Here is a 23,245-nt window from a genome sequence, read left to right as displayed (position 1 = left end):
GCAGGCTTTTGTCCGGATACGGATGTTTTACTCCTGCTTATGAGAAATTTGACCTGCACTCCGTATAGTTGTAAGACAAGATTGCACTACAGCTGGTATAAGAAGCCTACTATGAAGGAAACAGATAAAACAATCGAGTTTAAACCCCTCAAGATTACCTCCCCCAGAACAGCCCAGGTACCCGGGCCGCAGCTTGCCAATGCCGCCTGCTGCTCGGGTGGTGCCTGTAATGCGGTCGTAAAACCCCAGGCAGCCGCTGAAGAGGCCAGGGAATCATACTTGCCGACCATCATCAGCCTTGTGTTGCTGGTAGCCGGTATTGTGCTGGATGCCCTGGAGATGCCCTGGTTTAGCGGGAGCGTAAGGCTGCTGACGTATGGCCTTGCCTATGTGCTGGTGGGCTGGCGCGTCGTATGGCATGCGATTCGGAGCGTGCGGAGTAGCTTTTTTAACGAGTTCCTGTTGATGACGATTGCCACGGCCGGGGCTTTTTACCTGGGCGATTATGCGGAGGGTGTGGCCGTAATGTTGTTTTATGTTGTGGGAGAACATTTTCAAGAAGCGGCGGTGCTGCGTTCGCGCAGGTCTATCAAAGCCCTGATCGATAATCGGCCCGAACTGGTCCTGGTAGAAGCTGCAGAAGGGCTGCAGGCAGTAAAGCCACAGGAGGTAGCCATTGGCGCTGTCATCCAGCTGAAGCCCGGAGAGAAGGTGGCACTGGATGGCGAACTGCTTACGCCCGCAGCGTCTTTTAATACGGCGGCGCTTACCGGAGAGTCGAAGCCAGATACTAAAAAACAGGGCGAGCAGGTGCTGGCAGGTATGATCAACCTGGAAAAAGTGATCCGGCTGCAAGTGACTGCTGCCTACGAAGACAGCGCCCTTTCCAGGATACTGCAGTTGGTGGAGCAGGCCGGCAGCCGTAAAGCCAGCACACAGCGATTCATTACCCGGTTTGCCAAAGTATACACCCCCATCGTTTTTTTCCTGGCCCTGGGCATTACGCTGCTGCCTGCCCTGCTGCTGGAAAGTTATGTGTTTGGCGACTGGCTTTACAGGGCGCTGGTATTTTTGGTTATTTCCTGCCCTTGCGCGCTGGTGGTGTCTATCCCGCTGGGCTATTTTGGCGGTATCGGAGCAGCGTCGCGCAACGGCATACTTTTTAAAGGAGCCAACTTTCTGGATCAGCTCACACAGGTAGATACGGTGGTGATGGACAAAACAGGTACGCTGACCGAAGGTGTTTTCCAGGTGCAGGAGGTACATGCGCTGACGGAAGACAAAGCCGGGTTTTTAGCAACTGTGGCCGCCCTGGAGCAGCATTCCACGCATCCGATTGCCAAGGCTATACTTGCCTGTCACGACGCTGCGGTGCCGCTTTTGCAGGCTAGTGATGTGGAAGAGATTGCCGGCCAAGGATTGCGCGGTAGCCTGCAGGGCCGGGAAGTGCTGGTGGGCAATGGCAAGCTGCTGGCCAGGTATAACGTTGCCTACGACCCGCAACTGGATGCCATACCTGAAACCACAATCCTGGTAGCCATCAACAACCGCTTTGCCGGTTACCTGGTTATTGCCGATCAACTGAAAGAAGATGCCGCCGTTGCCATGGCCTCGCTCCGTGCTTTGGGCGTGCAGCAACTGGTCATGCTCTCCGGCGACAAGGATGCCATCGTGCAGAAAGTGGCCACGACCCTACACCTGGATGCCGCATATGGCAACCTGCTGCCGCAGGAGAAGGTGGCCAGAGTGGAAGCGCTGCAGGCGCAGGGCCGCACAGTCGCTTTTGTAGGCGATGGCCTGAACGATGCGCCCGTCATAACACTGGCTAATGTCGGAATGGCCATGGGTGGGCTGGGCTCTGATGCTGCCATTGAAACGGCTGATGTGGTGATCCAGACCGACCAACCCCATAAAATTGCTACGGCTATACAGATCGGCAAAAAAACAAAGCAGGTGGTGTGGCAGAACATCGGCATGGCCTTTGGGGTGAAAGCGGTCATACTGGTATTGGGAGCTGTGGGGCTGGCCAGCATGTGGGGAGCTGTTTTTGCCGATGTGGGCGTAGCGCTGCTCGCCATCCTGAACGCAGTCCGTATTCAGCACTTCAAATTCTAAAAGGACGATAGCGGCGCAGCTATAAGGAAGCGTTTTCCTGCAGTAGAGCCGTTGCCTGCCACTTTTCGTAAACCCTGATCAGCACTGCCCTATACCCATGCATCCGTATCATACCCCAACCAAAGCCGAGCTGGCTGCTGCCGAAAACCAAACCGTACCCGACATTATAGCGCCGGGTCTGGAGGTGCTGTTTTGCGGCATCAACCCCAGCGTGTATACCGCGGCTGTGGGGCACAATTTTGCCCGTCCCGGTAACAGGTTCTGGCCTACCTTGTATAAGGCCGGTTTTACGCCCCATCTTTTCCTGCCCCACGAAGACAGGGCACTTTTAACGCTGGGGTATGGCATCACGAATGTGGTGGACCGGGCAACGACCAGTGCCGATCAGCTGGCCGCTGCCGAACTGGTAGCAGGCGGGAGGCAGCTGGTGGCTAAAGTGAGCCGGTATAAACCAAAGGTGCTGGCTATACTTGGTGTCACCGCCTACCGCAGGGCCTTTGGCTACCCCAAAGCTGCTTTCGGATTGCAGCAGCATACCATCGGCAGCACACATGTATGGGTATTGCCTAACCCCAGTGGCCTGAATGCGCATTTTCCGCCACGGGCACTGGCTGCCGCTTATCAGCAACTACGGCTGCACCTCTGCCGGCAATAGCCGGAAAGCGGCGCGTAACCCGCCGGCCAACAACCACTGAGAGCCACCCAGGATTTCCACAAGCCCGGATGCTGTTTGTTATCATATCTTGCTGTAACTATTCACCTCTCAAAAGGAGGGTATAATATGTGTAATGCTATCCTACCCATAATCTCTCCAAGCAATGCTCTCATATGGCCTGCACAAAAGGCGATAAGTGAATCTTTGTTTGTGATCATCTGTTTGTTTAGCTGTTGTTTCCATGCATGGCTTGCTATAACTTCTTTTAAACATCGGGTTTGCCGTACGAACAAAAACTACGCACCATGCGGAGCAATCCAAGCACATAGTTCTAAGTAGTAATTTTTAATGCAATAACAGGGTAGCGGGAGGTACGTAGAAGTGCGTATTTTACAAGTTTTTCTACTACAAAGTATAAAAAGCTACGTAAGTAGTAAGGAATTTGAATGATAATGGGCCGCCACCCTGCCTGAGAAGATTTGCACCTGCTGGAAAAAGGCCGGAAAGAGATTAAAAACTGCGTTAAAGGTCCTCCGGGGCTTTTCTGCAGGGACATTGCCGGAAGTGTCAAAGATGCGTCTTCCTGTTATACAGTAAAATTAAAAATATTAAACACCTATACTTAACTAACCCCTTTAACCCCTAATAGAGCAATGGCTTCGTACTGTTGCGTGTGCAATTTGCCTTGCACCTTGTTTACTGTATAAATGAAGATGACGAATTCTAATTTGAAGCACATGAAAAGACAACATCGGGCGGAGGATAACAACTGGTACGGACGCAAGGCCGACAGGGAGCAAGGGCACGAGCGCAGCCTGCCGCATCATCACCTGCAGCATACCAGGCGGTTTACCGTTCCGGGCCATTTCCGGGACTCTGAAAAGGAGGCGGGCAACCTGACCTTCCCGGTGCAGAAGCCTGCAACCGGTAGTAGTATGCGTGCTCCCGCAGAAGCCCTCAGCAGCATCAAGCAGCTTCATGGTCCTTCAAATGCTTACTTTACCTACAACGCAGGAGGCGGGGAGAACAGGAAGTATACCGTAAACGCCGGCCACATCATTAAAAAGGCAGGAAATGACACTGGTACCAACATATACCTGGGCGGCCGCACCAGCTGCTATGGCCCTGCCGGTTTTGGTGCTGTGCAGAAGCAGTATGGCTTTGCCAGGTATAATGCTGGCAGCAAAAAGGAGGAAGGCCCAGAGAGCCATAACGCAAACTAAAACCTTGCTTCCGGAGTTGAAACTGTTCCGGTTTTAAAGTAATGCCTATACCTAAAGCCTGCAGCTCCTGCAGGCTTTATTTTTTGGATAGCCTTTCCTGGGCCGGGCGTTGCACTCTGCCAGAAGCACTGGTACCTGGACGTTCCGAAGCAGCCATTTTATACCTGTACAGCTAAAAGGAAAGGGTTTAAAACAAAAGAGCCCCGGCGCAGCTGCACCGGGGCTCTTTTGTTCTTCAGAATGCAGGTGTTATACTTGAACCTCTGCCTCCGGGGCTACCTGCTTTACCTTAGAACCGGCAAAACCATAGTATACGATGTAGGCGTAACAAACCAGGGGCACCAGGAACGAGAGCTGCAGGTTGTCTGTAACATCTGCTATATAGCCCTGCAGGGGTGGTATAATTGCGCCGCCAACAATGGCCATTACCAGCAGCGAAGATCCCTGGCTGGTATGAACGCCCAACCCTTTGATGGCCAGCGTAAAAATAGTCGGGAACATGATCGAGTTGAACAGGCCGATGGCGATAACGGACCACATGGCAATGCTTCCGGTTGCAAAGCAGGTAATGAGCAGTAGGATGATAACGGCTGTGGCAAAAAAGCCCAGCGTTCTGCTTGCCGAAAAACCACCTATCAGCAACACCACAAAGTTTACCGCGATCAGGGCAAGGATGATCAGGGCCTGATCGAGGCCATAGATGCTGAACACCGCAATAAAAGCAACAGCGGCAACAGCTGCAATGATGAGGTATTTGGTGTTTTTATTGCCGGACCCGGTTAATGCAGCTGCCCCGAAGAACCGGCCTACCATAGCGCCTCCCCAGTAAAAAGCCAGGTAGTGCTTGGCACTGGCTTCATCAAGGCCGGCAATTTGTGGTAGTTTAAAGAAACTGATCAGCGTGCTGCCGATTGCTACCTCGCCACCCACATACATAAAGATACAGATAATACCGAGCACCAGGTGGCGGTACTTCAGCGCGCCCGCATCCGGAATGATCTTTCCTTCGCCGGCTACATGCGGTAACCTGGCAAGCTTGATAAACAGGGCGATCAGAATGAGCGCCGCGGCAAGCCCCAGGTAAGGAAGTTTTACCGATTCAGCAGTGTTTGTTGCCTGCACCCCTTCAAAGATCAGGTAGCCACCAATAACCGGAGCCACGGTGGTGCCCAGCGAGTTAAGGGCCTGTGTCAGGTTCAGACGGCTGGCGGCACCTTCTGGTGGACCAAGTATGGCTACATACGGGTTGGCCGCTATCTGCAGGATTGTAATGCCGGAGGCCAGCACAAACAAAGCCAGCAGAAAGAAACCATAGCTGTGGTTTGTGGCCGCCGGGTAAAAGAGCGTACAGCCCACTGCAGCCACAATCAGGCCCACGATAATACCGTTTTTGTACCCGATGCGCATGATCGGGTCACCTTTGGTCATGGAAAAGATAAAATAGAGCAGTGAAATAATAAAGTAAGCCCCGAAAAAGGCCGTTTGGATGAGCATGGCCTGCCAGTGCTGCAGCGTAAACACCTCCTGCATCTTAGGTATCAGGATGTCGTTCATGCAGGTGATAAATCCCCACATAAAGAACAGGAGCGTTACAATGATCAGCGGCCCTCTGTAATTCTGGGTCGTATCGTACCCAACGTTAGCTGGCTCAGTTTTGGTAGAAGGCGAGATTCCTGCCATTTCAATTTGTTTAAGTTGGTGGTTGTTTGCGTAAAAAGCCCGCGCAGATAACGCATGTACTTTGCACGGCTAAAATAGACTACAAGATAGTTAAATTAACGGAAGGCAATACAGTATTTTCGGTCTGCAGCTGCCCAGGTAGTGGTAAAAAGGTTAAAATCAATGTGTTTATACCTGTGGTTTTCTTTGCGCCCCCGAGTAGTGGTACAAGCTGTTACTACCCGTGACTTCCTGCGCAGGGATGGCTTCGGCATGCTTATACGTTAATTACCGTGCAACGCGCCTCCCACCTACTTTTCCATTCTTGTACGTACGTGCAGCCGGCAAGCTAGTTTTTAACATAGAACGGGATATTGGCGGTTGCAACGTTATTGTTGCCATCATAGGCATATACAAACAGCCGGTACGCGCCCTCTTTTGTCGGCGTTTGTAGGGTGGCCGCTCCCGGGGTGGTGGCATTCAGTAGGCCCTGCAGCGCCTGGGGCCGGCTTTCCGCATCGCCGCCTTCTTTCAGGTCGGTGCTTTCGGGCAGAAGTTCCCAGCGGTAGGTCAGTTTGTCCTGATCCGGGTCCGTTACAGCGGCCTGCACCGTGTAACCTTTGTTAGGCGCCAGGTAGATATTAGCGGTTGCCTGGTGGCCATCCAGCAAAAAACTGCTCAGGTGTGGCGCGCGGTTTTGTGGCCAGCTGCCCGTCCACAGGTGTTGCATCACATCTACCACCTCCGATTCTTCTCCTTTTTCTGTAAACAGGCCATACCAGGTGGGTGTTCTTTCCTGCTTCTGGCCCCACAAAAACACATAGGAGCCCAGGCAGCGGGCTTTGTCCTGGTTCATGGTTGCCTGGTAGCGTTGCGCGTAAACGGCGGCTTTCTGAGAGCTGGTTTCTTCTACCGAAGCTTTCCAGGGTGTTTGCGGTCCTTCCCAGTGCCCGGTAGGACCCCATTCGGTGATCAGGTAAGCGCCTTTCCAGCCATATGCCTGCACTTTTTGCGGCACAGAAGGCAGATCGCCGTACGCGTTGATGGCGATCAGGTCCAGCGCCGGGCATTTTTCCCGGATATAATCCACCTCTTTTTGATTCAAGCCGGCCAGCATCGTCGCCACCGGGTGGCTGGGGTCTACCTCATGGATCATGGTGGCAATGTCATTCACGGCATCCCATACTTTGGGATTGGTATAATGCAGGTTCAGTTCGTTGCCGATGCCCCAGAGCAGCAGGGCCGGATGATCTTTGTAGCGCATTACTTCGGTGCGGAGCTGCGCCAGTTGCTTTGCCACCGCGGCCGTATCGTTGTAGTCAAAGCCGTGGCGCTCGCGGGCCACATCCAGGCCCATGGTAACTGTCAGGCCATGTTGCTGTGCCTGGTCGAGCACCTGCTGCCCGTTTTCGGTGCCCCAGGTACGGATAGAGTTTCCGCCGTATGCCGCCAACCGGTCCATGTAGTTTGTTCCGCCGGCTCCCTTGATATAATAGGTCGAGCCACCGCGGTATAGTTGAAAAGCGCCGTTTTCCTGGCGGATTTCTACCTTAATGGCGCCTGCTTTCTGCTGCTGCGAAGCTGCTGACTGTTGCTGCACGAGGTTGTTGTTCGTACAGGCCAGCGTGCTCAAGGCAAGCAGCAGCAGGAGAGGGGATGTGTAGCGGTTTTTCATACGTAAGGGCAAATGCTAGCAGGAATAAGTCAGGGTGCGTTTTCGTTTAAGGATCGTCGGTAACTAGTCAAGGCCGGAAGACGAATAAAAGCCTTGTCTGTTAGCTACTGAGGGTCGCTATAGTAAGCTTACAGGTAATGGCACGGCAGCTAACTGCTTTTTCAGCAAGCTGCCGCTGAGGCTAATATCGCAATTAATTCATTTTAGTTTAACCCTGCTACAGAAAAAGAGTAGAAATTGCAGCCTAAAGCGTGGCTGCAGGTGGCAGCTGTCCTTTTTAGGCCGCAGGAAGTATAGCTAAAAGCAACGGGTATGAACCCTTGCAGCGGCCGCAGCTTAAATTAACTGATCTCCCGGGTGCTGCACAACAGCATGCGGGCACAAATACAACAAACAGAATGAACAACAAGGCACGGGAAATTCAATATTTCTTCTTCAGCCATTATTTTTCAGACGGATTGCGCATTACCCTGGGTATCCTGCTCCCGTCGCTGCTTTTTTCCTGGTTAGGGGATTTTGAAACGGGACTTACCCTTTCGTTAGGCGCGCTGTGCGTCAGCATTGTCGACTCGCCGGGGCCGGTGGTGCACAAGCGAAACGGCATGCTCTACTGCAACTTGTTTATTTTTGCCACTGCGCTGCTGACCGGCTACGTCCGCGTAAATGTTTACCTGATGGGTATGGAGGTGCTCCTGCTTAGCTTCTTCTTTTCCATGTTCGTGGTTTATGGCAACAGGGCCGCGGCCATAGGAACGGCGGCCCTGCTGGTGATGGTACTGATGATGGACAATCGCCTGGAGCCGGCCGAGGTACCCGGCTATAGCGCCCTTGTACTGGCGGGCGGCTTCTGGTATATGGTGCTCAGCCTATCGTTTTTCCAGATAAGGCCCTACCGGCAGGCGCAGCAGGCGCTCGGAGAGTGTATACACGAAGTGGCCAAATTCCTGCGGTTGCGGGCCATGATCTATGAGCCTGACACCGATCTGGAGCAAAGCTATAATAAGCAGGTGGCCCAGCAGGTAGTGGTGAGCGAGAAACAAGATGCCGTGCGGGAGGTGATGTTTAAAAGCCGCCAGCTCATCAAAGAATCGACCACTACCAGCCGCACGCTGCTGATGGCTTTTGTTGATGTCATGGATTTGTATGAGCAGGTAACGGCCAGCCATTACGATTATACTTCGGTTCGGGAGCGTTTCGGGGGAACCGGGGTACTGGAGCAGATCACCCGCCTGATCAGGCAGACGGCCGACGAGTTAGACAATGCCGGCGTAGCGATCCAGTCGAATACGCGTTACCGGAGAAGTGTGGACCTGAGTGCCGGACTCGAGCAACTGAAAACCACTATCGACCAACTGGAGGAAAAGGAGCAGGAGGGAAGCGTGCTGGTGCTCAAAAAAATATTGGTAAACCTCCGCAGCCTGACGCAGCGCCTGCATGACATCCAGGCCTATTTTAGTCCGGATGCAGCCACGCAGACCCGCCGAAGTAACCACGTGGAGTATACGCGCTTTGTCTCACACGAAAAGTTTGACCCGGGCAAATTCCGGGATAACCTCACGTTTAGCTCCACAGTGTTCAAGCATGCCGTTCGGGTGGCGCTTGTTTGCCTCTTTGGCTTTATCGTGACCAAATTTATCGCCTATGGCCACCACAGCTATTGGGTGTTGCTCACCATCATCGTCATCCTGAAACCAGGCTACAGCCTCACCAAGCAACGCAATTACCAGCGCATTGTGGGTACGCTGGTGGGAGGCTTCGTCGGTATTCTGATCCTGGCCTTTATTCCGGATAAAACCGTGCAGTTTGTGCTGCTGCTGCTCCTGATGGTAGGCACGTACAGCTTTATGCGCATTAATTACATTATCAGCGTTATTTTCATGACGCCTTATATCCTTATCCTGTTCAGTTTTCTGGGCATCGGCCACGTGGCCCTGGTAGAGGAGCGCGTAGTCGATACCCTGATCGGGTCAGCCATTGCGCTGGCTGCCAGCTATCTGATCTTTCCAAGTTGGGAAGCAGACACAATCAAGGATTATGTGCAAGCCATGCTGAAAGCGAATATGAATTACCTGCTGACACTGGCCGAAAGCCTGGCCGGGGAAAAGGTAACCGTAACAGACTATAAACTGGCCCGCAAAGAGGTATATGTGAGTGCGGCCAACCTCGGCGGCGCCTTCCAGCGCATGGTTTCCGAGCCCCGCCGCACCCAGCGCTACAGCAAGGAGGTGCATAAGTTTGTGGTGTTGAACTATATTTTAGCCTCCAACATTGCCACGCTCTCTACCGCTGTTACAGAAGAGGGAAACCAGGTAACTCTGGTAAACGAAAGCCTGAAGCCGGTAAGGCGGGCACTGGCCACGCTGAATGACGGCGTGCGGAAACTGGATCCTAAAGCTACGGACAATGTGCTGGCAAAGCTGCCCGTAGCTGCCCTGCAGCCGGGCAACGCCCGCGTGCAGGTAGCCGATGCGGCCTTACGTGAGCAACTGGAATTCATCCTAAAGCTGAGCACCGATATATATAAGGTCACTGACAGTATGGCACGTTAGCCCAGCCGAACCCAACAGCTTTTACCTGACCTACGTACGGAACAGCATAGGGCATTATAACTGAAAGGGAATGGCTGCGCAGGTAAAAAAGTATAGAGAAGGGAATTTGTTTTGCTACAAGCTGGTGTCAGGGGCACCTGAAACCCCTCCGCCTGCTGCCACTCCAAATGATGGCGCACAGCAACGCCTGCATACTTACCTGGACTGGGCCAGTAGTTTGCTGGAAAGTCATACTACCTATTGCCTACTGCGTTATACGCCCGAACTGGTGGCCAAACCTTTTATGGACAAAGTGACCCGCGCCAACTGGTCGTATAAGGTGGTAGCCAACGATTTTGCCGGATTGGGCATTGACAAAGGGTTTGAACCTGCCGCCGCAGAAACGGACGCCGGCGTGAGCCTGTTGTTCCGGCTCTCGTCACCCCGCCAATTAAAGGAACTTCCGGAAGATATGTTTGGCGACTTTTCGTCCCAGGTAAGTTTCTTTGGCTTACAAAACGGCCGGGAAGAGAGTATCACGGAATTTCTTTCCAGTGGCGAAAGCCCCCAACTCAGCGATTGGCTGCAACCGGCAGAAATGTTTATACATGTTGCCGTGGGCAAGGAACAAGGGTATTACGATGCCTTTCTGGTGAAAGCCGGCACCGACATCAGCCGGCAGCTGGAACCATTATACTAAGAGCTGTATCGCAAAGCAGTAAGAAAGAATCCCCTGCCCATTATGAAATATGGGCAGGGGATTTTTCTTACTGACGGGGTTTGGCCCGTTCATACTGCGGTGGCCAGGCTATATCCGCACCTAATTCTCGGGCTGCATGCAGCGGGAAATAAGGATCGCGCAGCAGCTCTCTGGCCAGCAACACCAGGTCTGCTTGCCCGCTGGCAATGATATGCTCGGCTTGTTGCGGGGTCGTGATCATGCCGACAGCGCCGGTGAGCAGGCGGGTCTTGCGGCGTATACTTTCTGCAAACCGTACCTGGTAGCCGGGGCCCACCGGAATAGCGGCTTTCGGCACATTGCCCCCCGTGGAGCAGTCGATCAGGTCTACGCCCTTGTCCTGCAGGATCGTGGCCAGCGCCACAGAATCGTCCTCTGTCCAGCCGCCTTCCGTCCAGTCGGTTGCCGAAATGCGCACCAGCAGCGGATAGTCCTGCGGCCATACTTGGCGCACCCGCTCGGTTATCTCTACTACCAGCCGGATGCGGTTTTCGAAAGAGCCCCCATAGTGATCAGTGCGAAAGTTGCTGAGCGGCGACATAAACTCATGCAGGAGGTAACCGTGGGCCGCATGCAGCTCAATTACTTTATAGCCGGCTTCCAGGGCTCGCATGGCTGCCTTCTCAAAATCGGTGATCACTTTCTGTATTCCTTCCAGCGTCAGTTCGGCAGGGGCGGGCTCGGAATCCTGAAAAGAAACTGCACTCGGAGCCACTGTTTGCCAGCCGCCTTCCTGGTCGGCAGGTATGGCGGCTCCGCCTTTCCAGGGGCTGCGGTGGCTGGCTTTCCGGCCGGCATGGGCCAGCTGAATGCCCGGCACAGCGTCCTGGGCCGAGATAAACGCCGTAATGCGTTGGAGCATCGGGATGTGCTCCTCTTTCCAGATGCCCAGGTCATCAGGGGTAATGCGCCCTTCAGGCGACACAGCAGCAGCCTCTGAGAGCACAAGTCCCGCCCCGCCCACGGCTCTGCTTCCCAGGTGCACCAAATGCCAGTCGGTGGCAAAGCCGTCAACGCTGCTGTACATGCACATAGGCGAAACAGAGATGCGGTTCTTTAAAGTTATACTTCGGAGTTTTAGCGGTTCAAAGAGTCGTGCCATTTTAGATGTAGTTTGATTAACCGGCAGAATTGCACCTGCTGGCTGTGTTTGCAAATAGGCATATTAAACTTAAGTACGCCATGAGATTGGGTGTACGGTGCCTGGCAAAGCAGGGTGCGAAATTCAGCCTGGCCTCAACTAACCCCGCTACCGGCAAAATTGTTTTAAAGTATAGCCATCGGAACGATCCGAAGGAAAGCTAGCCGTTGTGGCCTTTTTGCGTTAAAAGAGGCCCTCTCCGTACAAAGTAGTATAAACAGTGTGTAAATACGGGTTTACGGTAATTAGGGACTACCCCGTTGCAGGCCTGGCGTATAGGTAGCTATAAGGTGAAAACTTTAGGTGAAAGGCTAGCGGTTGTTAAACGATTGGGTGCTTGTTTAACTTCTGCTAGTCTTTTTTTAGGAAAGCCTTAGGAAATGGGCGAGCAAGCTTCTTTGCCGGGCTCAGCGGCTATTTGGAAAAGCAGCTCGTTCACCTTTTTGCCGGCTACCGTTATCGTTTCCATTTTCCGGAGGCAATACGTGATCTGGCGGCAGCGGTGCAGGGGCAATTGCAGGGCATGGGCCAGGTCTTTGTTCGAAAACGGCCGGGGCAGCGTGGGCGGCAAAAAGCGCATGAAATCTGCGGGGCTGTTAAACCGGATTGTTTCCACCACTTCTACCAGGCGGCGGTCTTTTATACTTTCACGCTTGCGGTGTTTGCTCCCTTTGCCGTCGCGGCAGCGCACCTCCTCCTCCTTAATATAGAGTACCTCAAACGTGAAGTTCTCCTGCAGCAGCAGTTCGGGCAGGCGCACCAGCTCTTCAAAAACGTCGGTCAGGTTGCCCCTGAACGGTGACTTGCGCCGACTCAGCACCTTGTTACCGGAACGGTCTACCTGCACCACCCACTTTTCGGCTGTAACAGGATGCAGCAAATGCACTTTATGGCTTTGCAGCAACGCTTTTAGCTTTCCACGGATGGCGGTAAAGTTGCGCGTCTGTATCTCGACGAGCTGCGTGCCCCGCACCAGATCGATTACAAAGGTACTGAGAGGCACTTCAAACTTATCGCCCGGTAAGGCATACCATTGCTTGATGCCTGCATGCAGCGAGCGCTCATTCTGTAAACCGATGCCGTTGCCCTCTGCCGAGGCTGTTTCTTGTTCTCCGCTGCCCATTATCATGTTTTTGCAAATGCAAAGATAGGCAACGGCAGTTGAAAAGTGAGGTCCGGCCGCTGTGCTGTGGTTCTGCGCAGCCATCGGTCACACAAAATACAGGTATACAAGTATATATACCTAGTGCTAAATCCGTGTTTATACTTTAACTGCCTAAGGCCATATTACGTATGTACATGGACCATAAAGCCGCAGCAACGTTTGCCTTGTGTTGCAAAGCATCTACTTCTAAAATATTAACCCATGCTAAAAACAAACGCGCAACCCCGTGTATCAGAGGAGACAGAAGAAACAGGTACCCAGATGTATGCATCGCCTTATTTAGAGGTAGAAAATACAAAAAAAGATAAAGAAAGTATTGCAATTCCGCTTGCCGCAAGCATTTGGGAAAACATGCCCGATGTGGTGTGCCTTTCACATTTGCGCTGGAATTTTGTGTACCAGCGGCCACAGCACCTGCTTTCGCGGTTTGCCCGCTTAGGAAGGCTCTTTTTTGTGGAAGAACCAATTTATACTAATTCACCGGAGCACTACCTGCACTACGAGAAAAAGTCCGAGCTGCTGCAGATCGTTACACCCCATCTGCCGCACGGCCTTAGCCCGGAGCAAATAGAGCAGGCGCAGAAAATGCTGCTGGCCGGGCTGCTGAACACACATAAGATAGAGGAATACCTGTTCTGGTACTATACGCCTATGGCGCTCGGTTTTTCCGAAGACTTTAACCCGGTGCTCACGGTGTATGACTGCATGGATGAACTGGCGGCCTTTAAATTTGCCCCGACGCGCCTGAAAGAGCTGGAAGCAAAGTTGTTTCAGAAAGCCGACCTGGTGTTTACCGGGGGCCAGAGCTTGTATGAAGTTAAAAAGGAGCAGCACGAGCAGGTTTACGCCTTCCCGAGCAGCATCGACAAAGCCCATTTTGGCAAAGCTAAAGCAAAGCAGCCGGCACCTGCCGACCAGGCAACTATTCCGCTGCCCCGCATGGGCTTTTTTGGGGTGATTGACGAACGCATGGACATCGACCTGCTGGCTTTTGTAGCCGATGCCCACCCGGAGTGGCAGCTGGTCATAATTGGCCCGGTGGTGAAGATCGATCCGGCATCGCTTCCAAAACGCGAGAACATCCATTATTTAGGTGGCAAAACTTACGATGAGCTGCCTGCTTATCTGAGCGGATGGGATGTAGCCCTGCTGCCCTTTGCCATTAACGAATCGACCCGCTTTATCAGCCCCACCAAAACACCTGAATACCTGGCAGCCGGAAAGCCGGTGGTGTCTACCGCTATTCAGGATGTGGTGCGGCCCTATGGCGAGCAGAACCTGGTGCATATTGCCCATACGCCCGAAGCGTTTGTGGCGGGAATAGAAAAGGCCCTGGCGCAGGCCGAAGATAAGAACTGGCACCGGCAGGTGGACGCTTTCCTGGCCAACATGTCCTGGGACCAGACCTGGCGCCAGATGGTAGCAATCATGAACGAAACATTACAGCAAAAGTCACAGCAGAAGAGGGGATAGAGATAAATGAAAGCAGAGAAGAAGTATACGATGTTCGATTACCTGATTGTAGGCGCAGGCTTTGCAGGAAGTGTGATTGCCGAACGACTGGCAACGCAGTTAAACAAGAAAGTGCTCATTATTGATAAACGGCCGCACATTGCCGGCAATGCCTTTGATCATTACAATGAAGAAGGAATCCTGGTGCACAAGTATGGCCCGCATATTTTCCATACCAATTCCAGGGACGTGTTCGATTACCTGTCGCACTTTACCGCATGGCGGCCGTACGAGCACCGCGTACTGGCCAGCGTAGACGGCCAGCTGGTGCCTATGCCCATCAACCTGGATACCATCAACAAACTCTACGGCCTTAACCTGACTTCCTTTGATGTCGATAACTTCTTTAAATCGGTGGCCGAGGAGGTACCCACCGTGCAGACGTCGGAAGATGTGGTGGTGAGCAAAGTGGGGCGGGAACTCTACGAGAAATTCTTCCGCAATTATACCCGCAAGCAATGGGGCATGGACCCATCCGAACTCGATAAGTCCGTGACCTCGCGGGTGCCGGTGCGCACCAACCGCGATGATCGTTATTTTACTGACACCTACCAGGCCATGCCGCTGCACGGCTATACCAGTATGTTCGAGAAGATGCTGGACCATCCCAACATCAAGATCATGCTCAATACCGACTACCACGAGATCATGGACATGGTGCCTTTTCGGGAAATGATCTTTACCGGCCCTGTGGACGAATTCTTCGATTACAAGTATGGCAAGCTGCCCTACCGTTCGCTGGAGTTCCGACACGAGACCCTGGAGAAAGAAGTGCACCTGCCCACCGCTGTGGTAAACTTCCCCAACGAGCATGCTTATACCCGCGTTACGGAGTTTAAGTACCTGACCGGGCAACAGCACCATAAAACCAGCGTGGTATACGAGTACCCGCAGGCCGAAGGCGACCCGTATTATCCTGTTCCAAAGCCGGAGAATGCCCTGATTTACAACAAGTATAAAAAACTGGCAGAAGAGACCCCGGGCGTACACTTTGCCGGCCGCCTGGCTACCTACAAATACTATAACATGGACCAGGTAGTGGCGCAGGCGCTGACGTTATTCAAGAAAATAGCTGCGCAGGAAGAAACAGCTACTATTTTGAACGGAGGTAAAGTTAAACTGAATCCGAATGGTGTAACACTCGAGAACATTGGGTCAGAGATCGGTTAAGCTTTAGGGAGTGTTGGTTTCTGATCGTGCGTAAGTTTATTTGCAGCCTGCCCGCAAAGCAGGCTGCAAATCATGCATACTTTTGCTTATGGGAAACAAAGCCAGGATACCGGGTTACCAGGCCTTGCAGGAGAGTCCGTTTAAAACGTTTTGGATGGGCGGCTTTGAGTGTACGGATAAACTCAACGCTTTCGGCAACAGGGTAGATTTTCTGACGCTCACCGGCCACCTGCAAAAGATCAGCCAGGACTACCGGAAGCTTCGGCCTTTCAACATCGGAACCGTGCGGGAAGGAATTCGCTGGAGCCAGGTAGAGAAAAGCCCCTACCAGTATGACTGGACTACGGTGGCCTATATGCTGGAACAGGGAAAAGCCCTGGGCGTGCAGCAGGTATGGGACCTGTGCCACTTTGGCTACCCCGACGACCTGACACCGTTGCACCCCTTGTTTGCGCGGCGTTTTGCCGCCATGTGCCGGGCGTTCGTGCAATTTTACCGGTCTGCCTATCCCGACGACATCCTTATTGTTACCCCCATCAACGAAGTGAGCTTTATTTCCTGGCTCGGCGGTGATGTGCGGGCCACTTCGCCGTATTGCGTGGGGCATGGGTGGGAGGTAAAGTATGGGCTGATGCGCGCTTATATTGAAGGCGTAGCGGCGATGCGGGAACTGGACCCAAATGTCCGGATCATGACGACAGAACCGTTGGTAAACGTGGTCCCGCCATTACATGCTACAGCCGGGGAGCAGGAAGAAGCACAACTGGCCCATGCGCTCCAGTACCAGGCCGCAGATATGTTATGCGGCCGCATGTGCCCGGAGCTTGGTGGAAATCCCGATTACCTGGATATTCTGGGGCTGAACTATTATTACAACAATCAATGGGAGACAGGCACTCATACTCGGTTGCCCTGGCTAAACGAGCATAACGACCCCCGGTGGCGGCCGCTGCACAGCTTGCTGGCGGAGGTGCATGCGCGTTACCAAAAGCCTGTGGTGCTGGCTGAAACAAGTCATCCCGGGGTGCACCGCCCCAACTGGATCCGGTTTGTAACCGATCAATGTGCTGCTGCCCTGCAGGCAGGCGTGCCTTTGTGGGGCATATGCCTGTATCCTGTCATTGATCGTCCGGACTGGGACCATCTGCAACCCTGGCACAACGCGGGCCTGTGGGATGCTGCCCCACGACGCGGTAAAACGACGCAGCGCCTGCTGCATAAACCTTATGCAGAGGCGCTACTCGAAGCCCAGGCATTGCTGCAGGAAGTGGAAGCCTCCGGTAAAATACTCCAAACCGATTTTAGCTGAGGCCGGAAGCAGCGAGAAAAGCGCCTTAAAACGCGTTGCATATACTTCCTCAGGCTGCTACCTTTTCTAGTATAACTTATAGTATAACCGAACGGCAAAAGGAACCTGTAGCAATGTCGTTCAAATGAATTATTCGATCATTCTTGCAGAAGCGGTAATTTTACGGTCCGGGTTCTATGCAGCCAGGACCGGAGCCCTTCAGAACACAGACTTAACGCATGGCATACAAAACGCAGAAAGAAGATTTCAAAGCACAAACAGCACAAATAGAATTAGACTATAGCCAGCCGGCCGGTTTCATACCGTCAGAAAAAACAACTGCCGTCACAAGTATAGGCAAACGCAGCAGGCAGGCAGGCAGCTGCGCAGCAGCGCTTCCCTGGATACAGGTAGCACCGGATGCACCCTATTTTATAACCGAGCAGGGAGAGAACTGGACGCCGATCGGGCAGAACGATGCTATTACGTGGCCGGATTTTGCCAATGCTTTCCGGCGTAAAGATATGGAGCAGGTAGAAGGGCATTTGGCTTGGCTGGCGAGCCACGGGGTGACGTGTCTGCGCTTTATGCTCGAGTATGCGCAAACCAAAAACCGGTATTTCGAGCGGCCTGCCGGCAAATTTCAGCCCAACATGGTGCGCCTCTGGGACGACCTTTTTGCACTTTGCGGCAAGTATAACCTGCGCATCCTGCTCACCCCCGTGGATACGTTCTGGATGTGGATCAAATGGAAACACCACCCTTATAACAAAGCAAACGGTGGGCCTTGCAGCAAACGCTCCGAATGGCTGCTGTGCCCCGATACGCTGGAGGCCTTTAAAAACCGGTTTACGTTTGTGATTGAACGCTGGGGAGGCAGTGGCGTTTTGTTTGCTTGGGATCTGTGGAACGAGATACATCCCGCGCACAGCAATAATTCCACAGAGGCTTTCTATGATTTTATAAAAAAGCTGAGCGAACATGTGCGCGAAACGGAGCTTCGCGTCTACGGCCGCAGCCACCCCCAAACGGTTTCGTTGTACGGCCCGGTGCTAGACGAGCGGCCCGAAGTGGCCGATGTGATCTTCCGGCACGCCCACCTGGATTTTGCCAGTACGCATTTTTATGATGCCGCTACCATCAATCATCCCCATGATACGGTGAAACCAGCCCTGAGCACCGGTAAGCTGGTGCGCGAGGCATTACAGCACCTCGACAGCAAACGCCCGTTCTTTGACAGTGAGCACGGGCCGATCCATACCTTCAAAGACCGGCATGTTACGTTACCGGAGTATTTCGACGACGAATATTTCCGGCACATGCAGTGGGCGCACCTGGCCTCCGGGGGGGCAGGCGGCGGTATGCGCTGGCCTAATCGGCATCCGCATTGCCTGACGCACGGCATGCGGGCTGCCCAGCAAAGTATGGGCGGTTTTGTGGCGTTGCTGGACTGGAAAAAGTTTGCCCGAAGAAACCTGAACGAGGAAGTAAGCATGAGTACACCCAGCTTTGCCGCTTTTGCCTGTGCCGATGCCCGGCAGGCCATTGTCTGGCTGCTGCGGCAGGATGCGATGCAAAAGCGGGAGCGCCGGTTGGTAATAAACCGGGAGGCGCCAGCTTTGCCCATTTCAATCACCATTCCGGGCATGGCAGCCGGCAAGTATAGCGTTATCACCTGGGATACACTGCACGGAATGCAACTTGCCAGCCAGGAGGTAACGCAGCAAACAGCCGGCGACCTGACGCTGCAGCTACCAGAAGTTGGCGCCGATGTGGCGCTGGCTGTGCGCCAGCAAGTATAAGCTCTTTTACTGAACTTGCAGGCAAGAGGTGCACTACCAGGCCAAACACGAAAGCAGGGAAAGGAAAGGTATATATACTAAATCATCTTTTTCAGGGAAGCAGCTTCCGTAGTATGGCCCTGAATACAGGGAACTGTGCCTGCGCCCTATAGGCTTTTACCAGCTGCTTTAAAACCAAAGCGCCGCCGGAAATTGGATTCCGGCGGCGCTTTGGTTTTATTTTTATCAGGTACTTAAGAGGCAGGTTGTATAGCTACCGGCACTTCCATGTTTTCCCAGCGGAGCACCAGGCCTTTTGGCGTCACCTCATACTTGAGGCGCTCGTTCATGGTCTTGGCTTTGGCGGGTGTTACCATCACGCGCAGGGCGTCCTGCTTTTCATCGTATTCGGTGCCCCATTTGTCGTTCACTTTATTGAAGATTACCGTCCACTGATTCTCCCCCGGGATGGTGAAGAAGCTATACTTGCCGGCAGGCAGCGGCTTGCCTTCCACCATCACATCTTTGCTGAATTCCACCGTGGTGGACTCGTTGGCTCCGGCACGCCATACCTGGTCATAGGGTACGAGCTCGCCCCAAATCTTGCGTCCTTTTACGCTGGGGCTGCTATAGTTCACCGTTACAGTGGCATCGCCTATTTTACCTGTGGCAGTAGCCGGCGGACTTGGTCGCTTTGATTTATCTTCTTGTTTCTGGGCCCAGCTAGTCACGGATAGGAGCAGGCAAAACAGGAGGGCAAGCGAGGTGAATACGTGTGTTCTTTTCATAAATTCAGGTTTAATTAAATGGGTACAATAAGCTTAAAATCAGGTTAGATAACGTAATTAGCTTCTTTAAAGTATAAATTTTCCTTAAATACGGCAAATAGCTTTAAAGGAATACGTATACCAGCAGATTTTGGCTATGCCTCAAAAATGGCCAGGTACCGCAGCAGCGAGCGGTGCACGGCTTCCTTGGCGTTGTCTGGGATGATCTGCCCCTCAAAAGCACCGTAAATGGCGTCATACTGCAGGCGCGCCACGCGCTCCTGAATCTGAAGGATAGCTTTTTTGGGAAGTGGGATCATGTTGGGGTAGCTGTACATGAACGAGACGCTTTTCCGGTCGCGGGCCACAAAAATGCTGTCGCCGGTAAACAGTGCGCCTTTTTCACCGAACCGGGGGTGATACAAAATAGTGGCGCCGGCAAAGTGTCCGCCTGTCTGCACCAGGGCCATATCATCCCAGAGCGCTATCGTTTCACTTTGCCAGAAATGAATGCGCTCGCTGGGGTGCATCACCCATTGGCGGTCGGCTGCATGCAGGTAGATGGGGCAGTCGAACACGTCGGCCCAGTCAGTCATCAGGCTGTAATAATGCGGATGCGAAATAGCAATGGCTCTCAGGCCGCCCAGTGACCGGATGTAGGCGACAGTGGGCTCATCGAGGAACGGCAGGCAGTCCCAGAGCATGTTGCCGGATGGGGAGAGGATAAGGTGCGCTTTCTGGCCGATCGCCAGGTGGGGAACCGCCTGCAAGGAAAGCAGGCTATCGCTCAGCCGCTCGAAGCGGATGCTTCGGTTGCGGGCAAGGTCCTCTAGGCTCGTCCATACCTGGCCGTTGTCGCCTATATACTGGCGCTCATCGAGGCAGATGGGGCACGTATCCGCAGCGGTGCGCCGCCCGGGGTAGCGGGTGCCGCAGGTAGCGCAGATATCAGCCTGCTGCGGGTTTTTCAGGAAAGCATGTGTCATTTTTAGCCAAAGTTGATCTTTAAGTCGGTTCCATTGTAGGCAGCGCCTGCCGGCAACCTGTTGCGCCCTTCGACAAGGGCTGCAAAGCAAATCCGCCCTGGCAGCACAAGTATAAATTGCAGCTTCTTTAAATCAATATACAACAATCAGGCAGCTTTCGGGTTATACATGCACCTGTTTCCTGCCACATACCGGAACGGTTAGCGCCATCCTGTTTTTATACTCGTGGCGCCGGCCAGCCGAAGGTAATTTCCATTTTCCTGAATCGGGGTACGGATTTTGCCTGTTCACTGCCTACAAACGGAACGGGTACCTGAGTTTCAGGTTATTTTTTATAGCACTGCCGGCTTACCGTCATTCTCAGTGCCATTTTTAGTGTTATCTTTGTTCCCGGTTTAAAAAGCAAGGCGGTATGCGTTGTTTAATAAGCCGAACGTAATCTTATATTATTCCTGCATGGCTGCACCTAAATTCGCTGTACAACAAAACTCATTTCACGCCGAACTAAAACGCCGCGTCAACACTTATTTCCAGGAGAAGCAGATCTCTCCGGTAGGCAACTACAAACTGTTTACAAAAGCTGCTATTTTATCTATCAGCCTGGTGCTGGTTTACATTCACCTTGTTTTCTTTACGCCGCCTGTGTGGCTCTCACTGGTGGAGTGTATCATCCTTGGTGGCCTGACAGCGGCTATGGGTTTTAACGTGATGCATGATGGTTCGCATGGCAGCTTCAGCAAGATCAAACGCCTGAACGAAGTGGCCAGTTTATCCCTGAACGTGCTGGGCGCCAATGTGTTTATGTGGAACACCAAGCACAACATTATTCACCATGCCTTTACCAACATCGATGGCGTAGACGATGATATCGATGCGCGTCCGTTTTTGCGCCTGTGCGAAAGCCAGAAACATTATGGCATTCACCGCTACCAGCATTTATACTTCTGGCTTGCTTATTCCATGCTGTTCTTTTTCTGGGTTTTCTTTTCGGATTACCAGAAATACTTCACCAAAAAAGTAGGCTCCATGCCGCTGAAAAAGATGACGCGCACCAACCATATTTCCTTCTGGGTATTTAAAGCGGTGCATGCGGCCTTCTTTGTGGCCCTGCCTATTGTAATGGTCGGCTTTGTGCCCTGGCTGATCGGGTTCTTGCTTTACGGTGTGTTTACGGGATTCGTAATGAGCATTGTGTTTCAGCTGGCGCATACTTTGGAGGAGACGAACTTTCCAGTGGCCGAACAGCCGCACAACCGCCTCGAAGATGAGTGGGCTGTGCACCAGCTGCGCACCACAGCCAATTTTGCGCCCAATAACAAGGTGATCACCTGGCTGGTAGGCGGGCTGAACTTCCAGATCGAGCACCACCTGTTCCCGAAAATATCGCACATCCATTACCCGCAGCTGAGCAAGATCATCAAGCAAGCCTGCGCCGATTACAACGTGCCTTACCTGGAGTTTCCGAAAATGCGCCTAGCCGTAGCCTCGCATGTAGCGCATTTAAAACAACTCTCCCAGGCTTAACATACCTGTAAAGTTAATCCAGCCACATGCCCCGTTTTACCTTAGGTAAAGCGGGGCATGTGGCGTTTAGGAGAGTTCGCTTTCTCGCGGAAACTCTCGTGCGGCCACGGCCAGGTATAGGATCACCACCACCGCCATGGCTGCCGCCAGGCCAAAGATGGCGGTAGCGCCATACCTGTACCATATAAAACCAGCCAAAGAACTGGCCAGCAAGGTTGCTATACTTTGAAAAGCCGTGTACGTGCCCACTGCCGTAGCCGTATCCCGCGGCGCACAGATGTTGGTGATCCAGGCTTTGGAGATGCCCTCGGTGGCTGCCGCATACATACCATACAGGAAAAAGAGCACCAGGAAAAGCCACAGGTGCTGAGCCACTGCCATGCCGGCATACACCACAGCAAACAGGCCGATGCCGGTCAACAACACTTTCTTAAGGCCCCATTTATCGGCAGCTATCCCCAGCGGGTACGAGAAAAGGGCATATACCAGGTTGTAAAAAATATACACCCCGATCACCTGCGTATCGTCCAGGCCGGCTTCCTTCATGCGGAGCAGCAAAAAAAAGTCGCTGCTGTTGAACAAGGCAAAAAGCAGCAGCCCGGTTACCAGCCGCCGGTAAAGGGCAGGGCTTTGGGCCCAGTAATGCATAAATGAGAGGAAATTATACCGGCTGCTGCCCTGTGGCGCTGCGGGCTTTTTTTTCTCGCGCAGCAGGTAGATGAGGCCCACGGCAACTAGGCCCGGCACAAAGGCGATAAAAAACAGCGGCTGGTACTGCCCCGGGGCATAGTATAAGTAAACCAGTGCCAGCGCAGGCCCCAGCACAGCGCCCAGGGTATCCATGCTGCGGTGAAGGCCGAACACGCGCGCTTTGGTTTGCGGGGTAGCTTCTTCGGATAAAAGGGCATCGCGGGCACCGGTGCGCACGCCTTTGCCCAGCCTGTCGAGGGTGCGGGCCCCAAAAACCCAGAGCGGGTACGTGGATAAGGCCAGCAGCGGTTTGGAAATGGCTGCCAGCAGGTAGCCCCAGCGCACAAACGGCAACCGTACCCCCTTGCTATCCGATAGCTTCCCGAAATAGCCCTTACTTAACCCGGCGGTAGCCTCGGCCATGCCCTCCAGTACCCCGATCAGCAGCACCGAAAAGCCAATGCTCTTGAGGTATACCGGCATCACCGGGTACAGCATTTCGCTCGCCACGTCAGCAAACAGGCTGACCATGGAAAGCACCCACACGGTTCGGGTAATTATCTTCTGCTTCATGCGGCTCTTGCTCAAAAGTGGGCACGCTGTACCCGCCCGCGCGGGCTAGTATAA

Annotated in this window: 18 protein-coding genes; 11 read left to right on the top strand and 7 right to left on the bottom strand. The window is 53.2% G+C overall.

Annotated features, from left to right (window positions below; translation table 11 throughout):
• The first annotated feature begins 111 nt into the window (after positions 1–111).
• From LWL52_RS11750 to LWL52_RS11740, 3 genes are all read left to right on the top strand, one after another.
• Positions 112–2,115, top strand: coding sequence for a heavy metal translocating P-type ATPase (locus LWL52_RS11750; RefSeq protein WP_242920023.1), 2,004 nt, complete (start codon positions 112–114; stop codon positions 2,113–2,115).
• Between the two features lie 97 nt (positions 2,116–2,212).
• Positions 2,213–2,770 (top strand): G/U mismatch-specific DNA glycosylase, encoded by a 558-nt coding sequence (gene mug / locus LWL52_RS11745; protein ID WP_242920021.1) that lies wholly within the window; start codon positions 2,213–2,215, stop codon positions 2,768–2,770.
• Between the two features lie 737 nt (positions 2,771–3,507).
• A complete protein-coding gene (locus LWL52_RS11740) occupies positions 3,508–3,993 on the top strand; it encodes a hypothetical protein (RefSeq protein ID WP_242920019.1) in 486 nt (161 codons plus the stop codon).
• Between the two features lie 249 nt (positions 3,994–4,242).
• On the opposite strand, the gene LWL52_RS11735 is transcribed toward LWL52_RS11740, so the two are convergent.
• Positions 4,243–5,673 (bottom strand): sugar MFS transporter, encoded by a 1,431-nt coding sequence (locus LWL52_RS11735; RefSeq protein WP_242920017.1) that lies wholly within the window; start codon positions 5,671–5,673, stop codon positions 4,243–4,245.
• 328 nt (positions 5,674–6,001) lie between these two features.
• Entirely contained in the window at positions 6,002–7,327 is a 1,326-nt protein-coding gene (locus tag LWL52_RS11730) for a glycoside hydrolase family 2 TIM barrel-domain containing protein (RefSeq protein ID WP_242920015.1), read from the bottom strand.
• 398 nt (positions 7,328–7,725) lie between these two features.
• Between LWL52_RS11730 and LWL52_RS11725 the strand changes: the two genes are divergently transcribed.
• The gene (locus LWL52_RS11725; protein ID WP_242920013.1) at positions 7,726–9,876 is read left to right on the top strand and encodes an FUSC family membrane protein; all 2,151 of its coding nucleotides are present in this window, start codon (positions 7,726–7,728) and stop codon (positions 9,874–9,876) included.
• Positions 9,877–9,946: 70 nt separating this feature from the next.
• Positions 9,947–10,555, top strand: coding sequence for a hypothetical protein (locus tag LWL52_RS11720; RefSeq protein ID WP_242920011.1), 609 nt, complete (start codon positions 9,947–9,949; stop codon positions 10,553–10,555).
• 67 nt (positions 10,556–10,622) lie between these two features.
• On the opposite strand, the gene LWL52_RS11715 is transcribed toward LWL52_RS11720, so the two are convergent.
• Positions 10,623–11,696: an NADH:flavin oxidoreductase/NADH oxidase gene (locus LWL52_RS11715; protein ID WP_242920009.1), complete on the bottom strand. Its 1,074-nt coding sequence runs from the start codon at positions 11,694–11,696 to the stop codon at positions 10,623–10,625.
• Positions 11,697–11,776: 80 nt separating this feature from the next.
• On the opposite strand from LWL52_RS11715, the gene LWL52_RS20540 reads away from it, so the two are divergent.
• On the top strand, positions 11,777–11,899 hold the full coding sequence (locus LWL52_RS20540; RefSeq protein WP_255749144.1) for a hypothetical protein: 123 nt from the start codon (positions 11,777–11,779) through the stop codon (positions 11,897–11,899).
• Between the two features lie 209 nt (positions 11,900–12,108).
• On the opposite strand, the gene LWL52_RS11710 is transcribed toward LWL52_RS20540, so the two are convergent.
• On the bottom strand, positions 12,109–12,858 hold the full coding sequence (locus tag LWL52_RS11710) for a DUF8091 domain-containing protein (RefSeq protein WP_242920007.1): 750 nt from the start codon (positions 12,856–12,858) through the stop codon (positions 12,109–12,111).
• Between the two features lie 243 nt (positions 12,859–13,101).
• Between LWL52_RS11710 and LWL52_RS11705 the strand changes: the two genes are divergently transcribed.
• The 4 genes from LWL52_RS11705 (at position 13,102) to LWL52_RS11690 (ending at position 18,672) form a co-directional block, all read left to right on the top strand.
• Positions 13,102–14,373: a glycosyltransferase family 1 protein gene (locus tag LWL52_RS11705; protein WP_242920005.1), complete on the top strand. Its 1,272-nt coding sequence runs from the start codon at positions 13,102–13,104 to the stop codon at positions 14,371–14,373.
• Between the two features lie 6 nt (positions 14,374–14,379).
• Positions 14,380–15,582 (top strand): UDP-galactopyranose mutase, encoded by a 1,203-nt coding sequence (glf, locus tag LWL52_RS11700; protein WP_242920003.1) that lies wholly within the window; start codon positions 14,380–14,382, stop codon positions 15,580–15,582.
• An 88-nt stretch (positions 15,583–15,670) separates the two neighbouring features.
• Positions 15,671–16,891 (top strand): glycoside hydrolase family 1 protein, encoded by a 1,221-nt coding sequence (locus LWL52_RS11695; RefSeq protein ID WP_242920001.1) that lies wholly within the window; start codon positions 15,671–15,673, stop codon positions 16,889–16,891.
• A 218-nt stretch (positions 16,892–17,109) separates the two neighbouring features.
• Entirely contained in the window at positions 17,110–18,672 is a 1,563-nt protein-coding gene (locus LWL52_RS11690) for a glycoside hydrolase 5 family protein (RefSeq protein WP_242919999.1), read from the top strand.
• A 233-nt stretch (positions 18,673–18,905) separates the two neighbouring features.
• Here the strand turns inward: LWL52_RS11690 and LWL52_RS11685 are convergent, their stop codons facing one another.
• Positions 18,906–19,439, bottom strand: coding sequence for a DUF2911 domain-containing protein (locus LWL52_RS11685; protein ID WP_242919997.1), 534 nt, complete (start codon positions 19,437–19,439; stop codon positions 18,906–18,908).
• 134 nt (positions 19,440–19,573) lie between these two features.
• Positions 19,574–20,404 carry an MBL fold metallo-hydrolase gene (locus LWL52_RS11680; protein WP_242919995.1) on the bottom strand — a complete coding sequence of 277 codons (831 nt, stop codon included), beginning with the start codon at positions 20,402–20,404 and terminating at the stop codon, positions 19,574–19,576.
• A 456-nt stretch (positions 20,405–20,860) separates the two neighbouring features.
• Between LWL52_RS11680 and LWL52_RS11675 the strand changes: the two genes are divergently transcribed.
• Entirely contained in the window at positions 20,861–21,928 is a 1,068-nt protein-coding gene (locus tag LWL52_RS11675; RefSeq protein ID WP_242919993.1) for a fatty acid desaturase family protein, read from the top strand.
• A 66-nt stretch (positions 21,929–21,994) separates the two neighbouring features.
• Here LWL52_RS11675 and LWL52_RS11670 read toward each other — a convergent pair whose 3' ends face one another.
• Positions 21,995–23,191 carry an MFS transporter gene (locus tag LWL52_RS11670; RefSeq protein ID WP_242919990.1) on the bottom strand — a complete coding sequence of 399 codons (1,197 nt, stop codon included), beginning with the start codon at positions 23,189–23,191 and terminating at the stop codon, positions 21,995–21,997.
• Positions 23,192–23,245: the final 54 nt, after the last annotated feature.

Origin of the sequence: Pontibacter liquoris (assembly GCF_022758235.1) — a bacterium.
Lineage (GTDB): Bacteria > Bacteroidota > Bacteroidia > Cytophagales > Hymenobacteraceae > Pontibacter > Pontibacter liquoris.
Note: the sequence above shows the minus strand (reverse complement) of the source record. Positions and strands in the feature narration are given on the sequence as shown.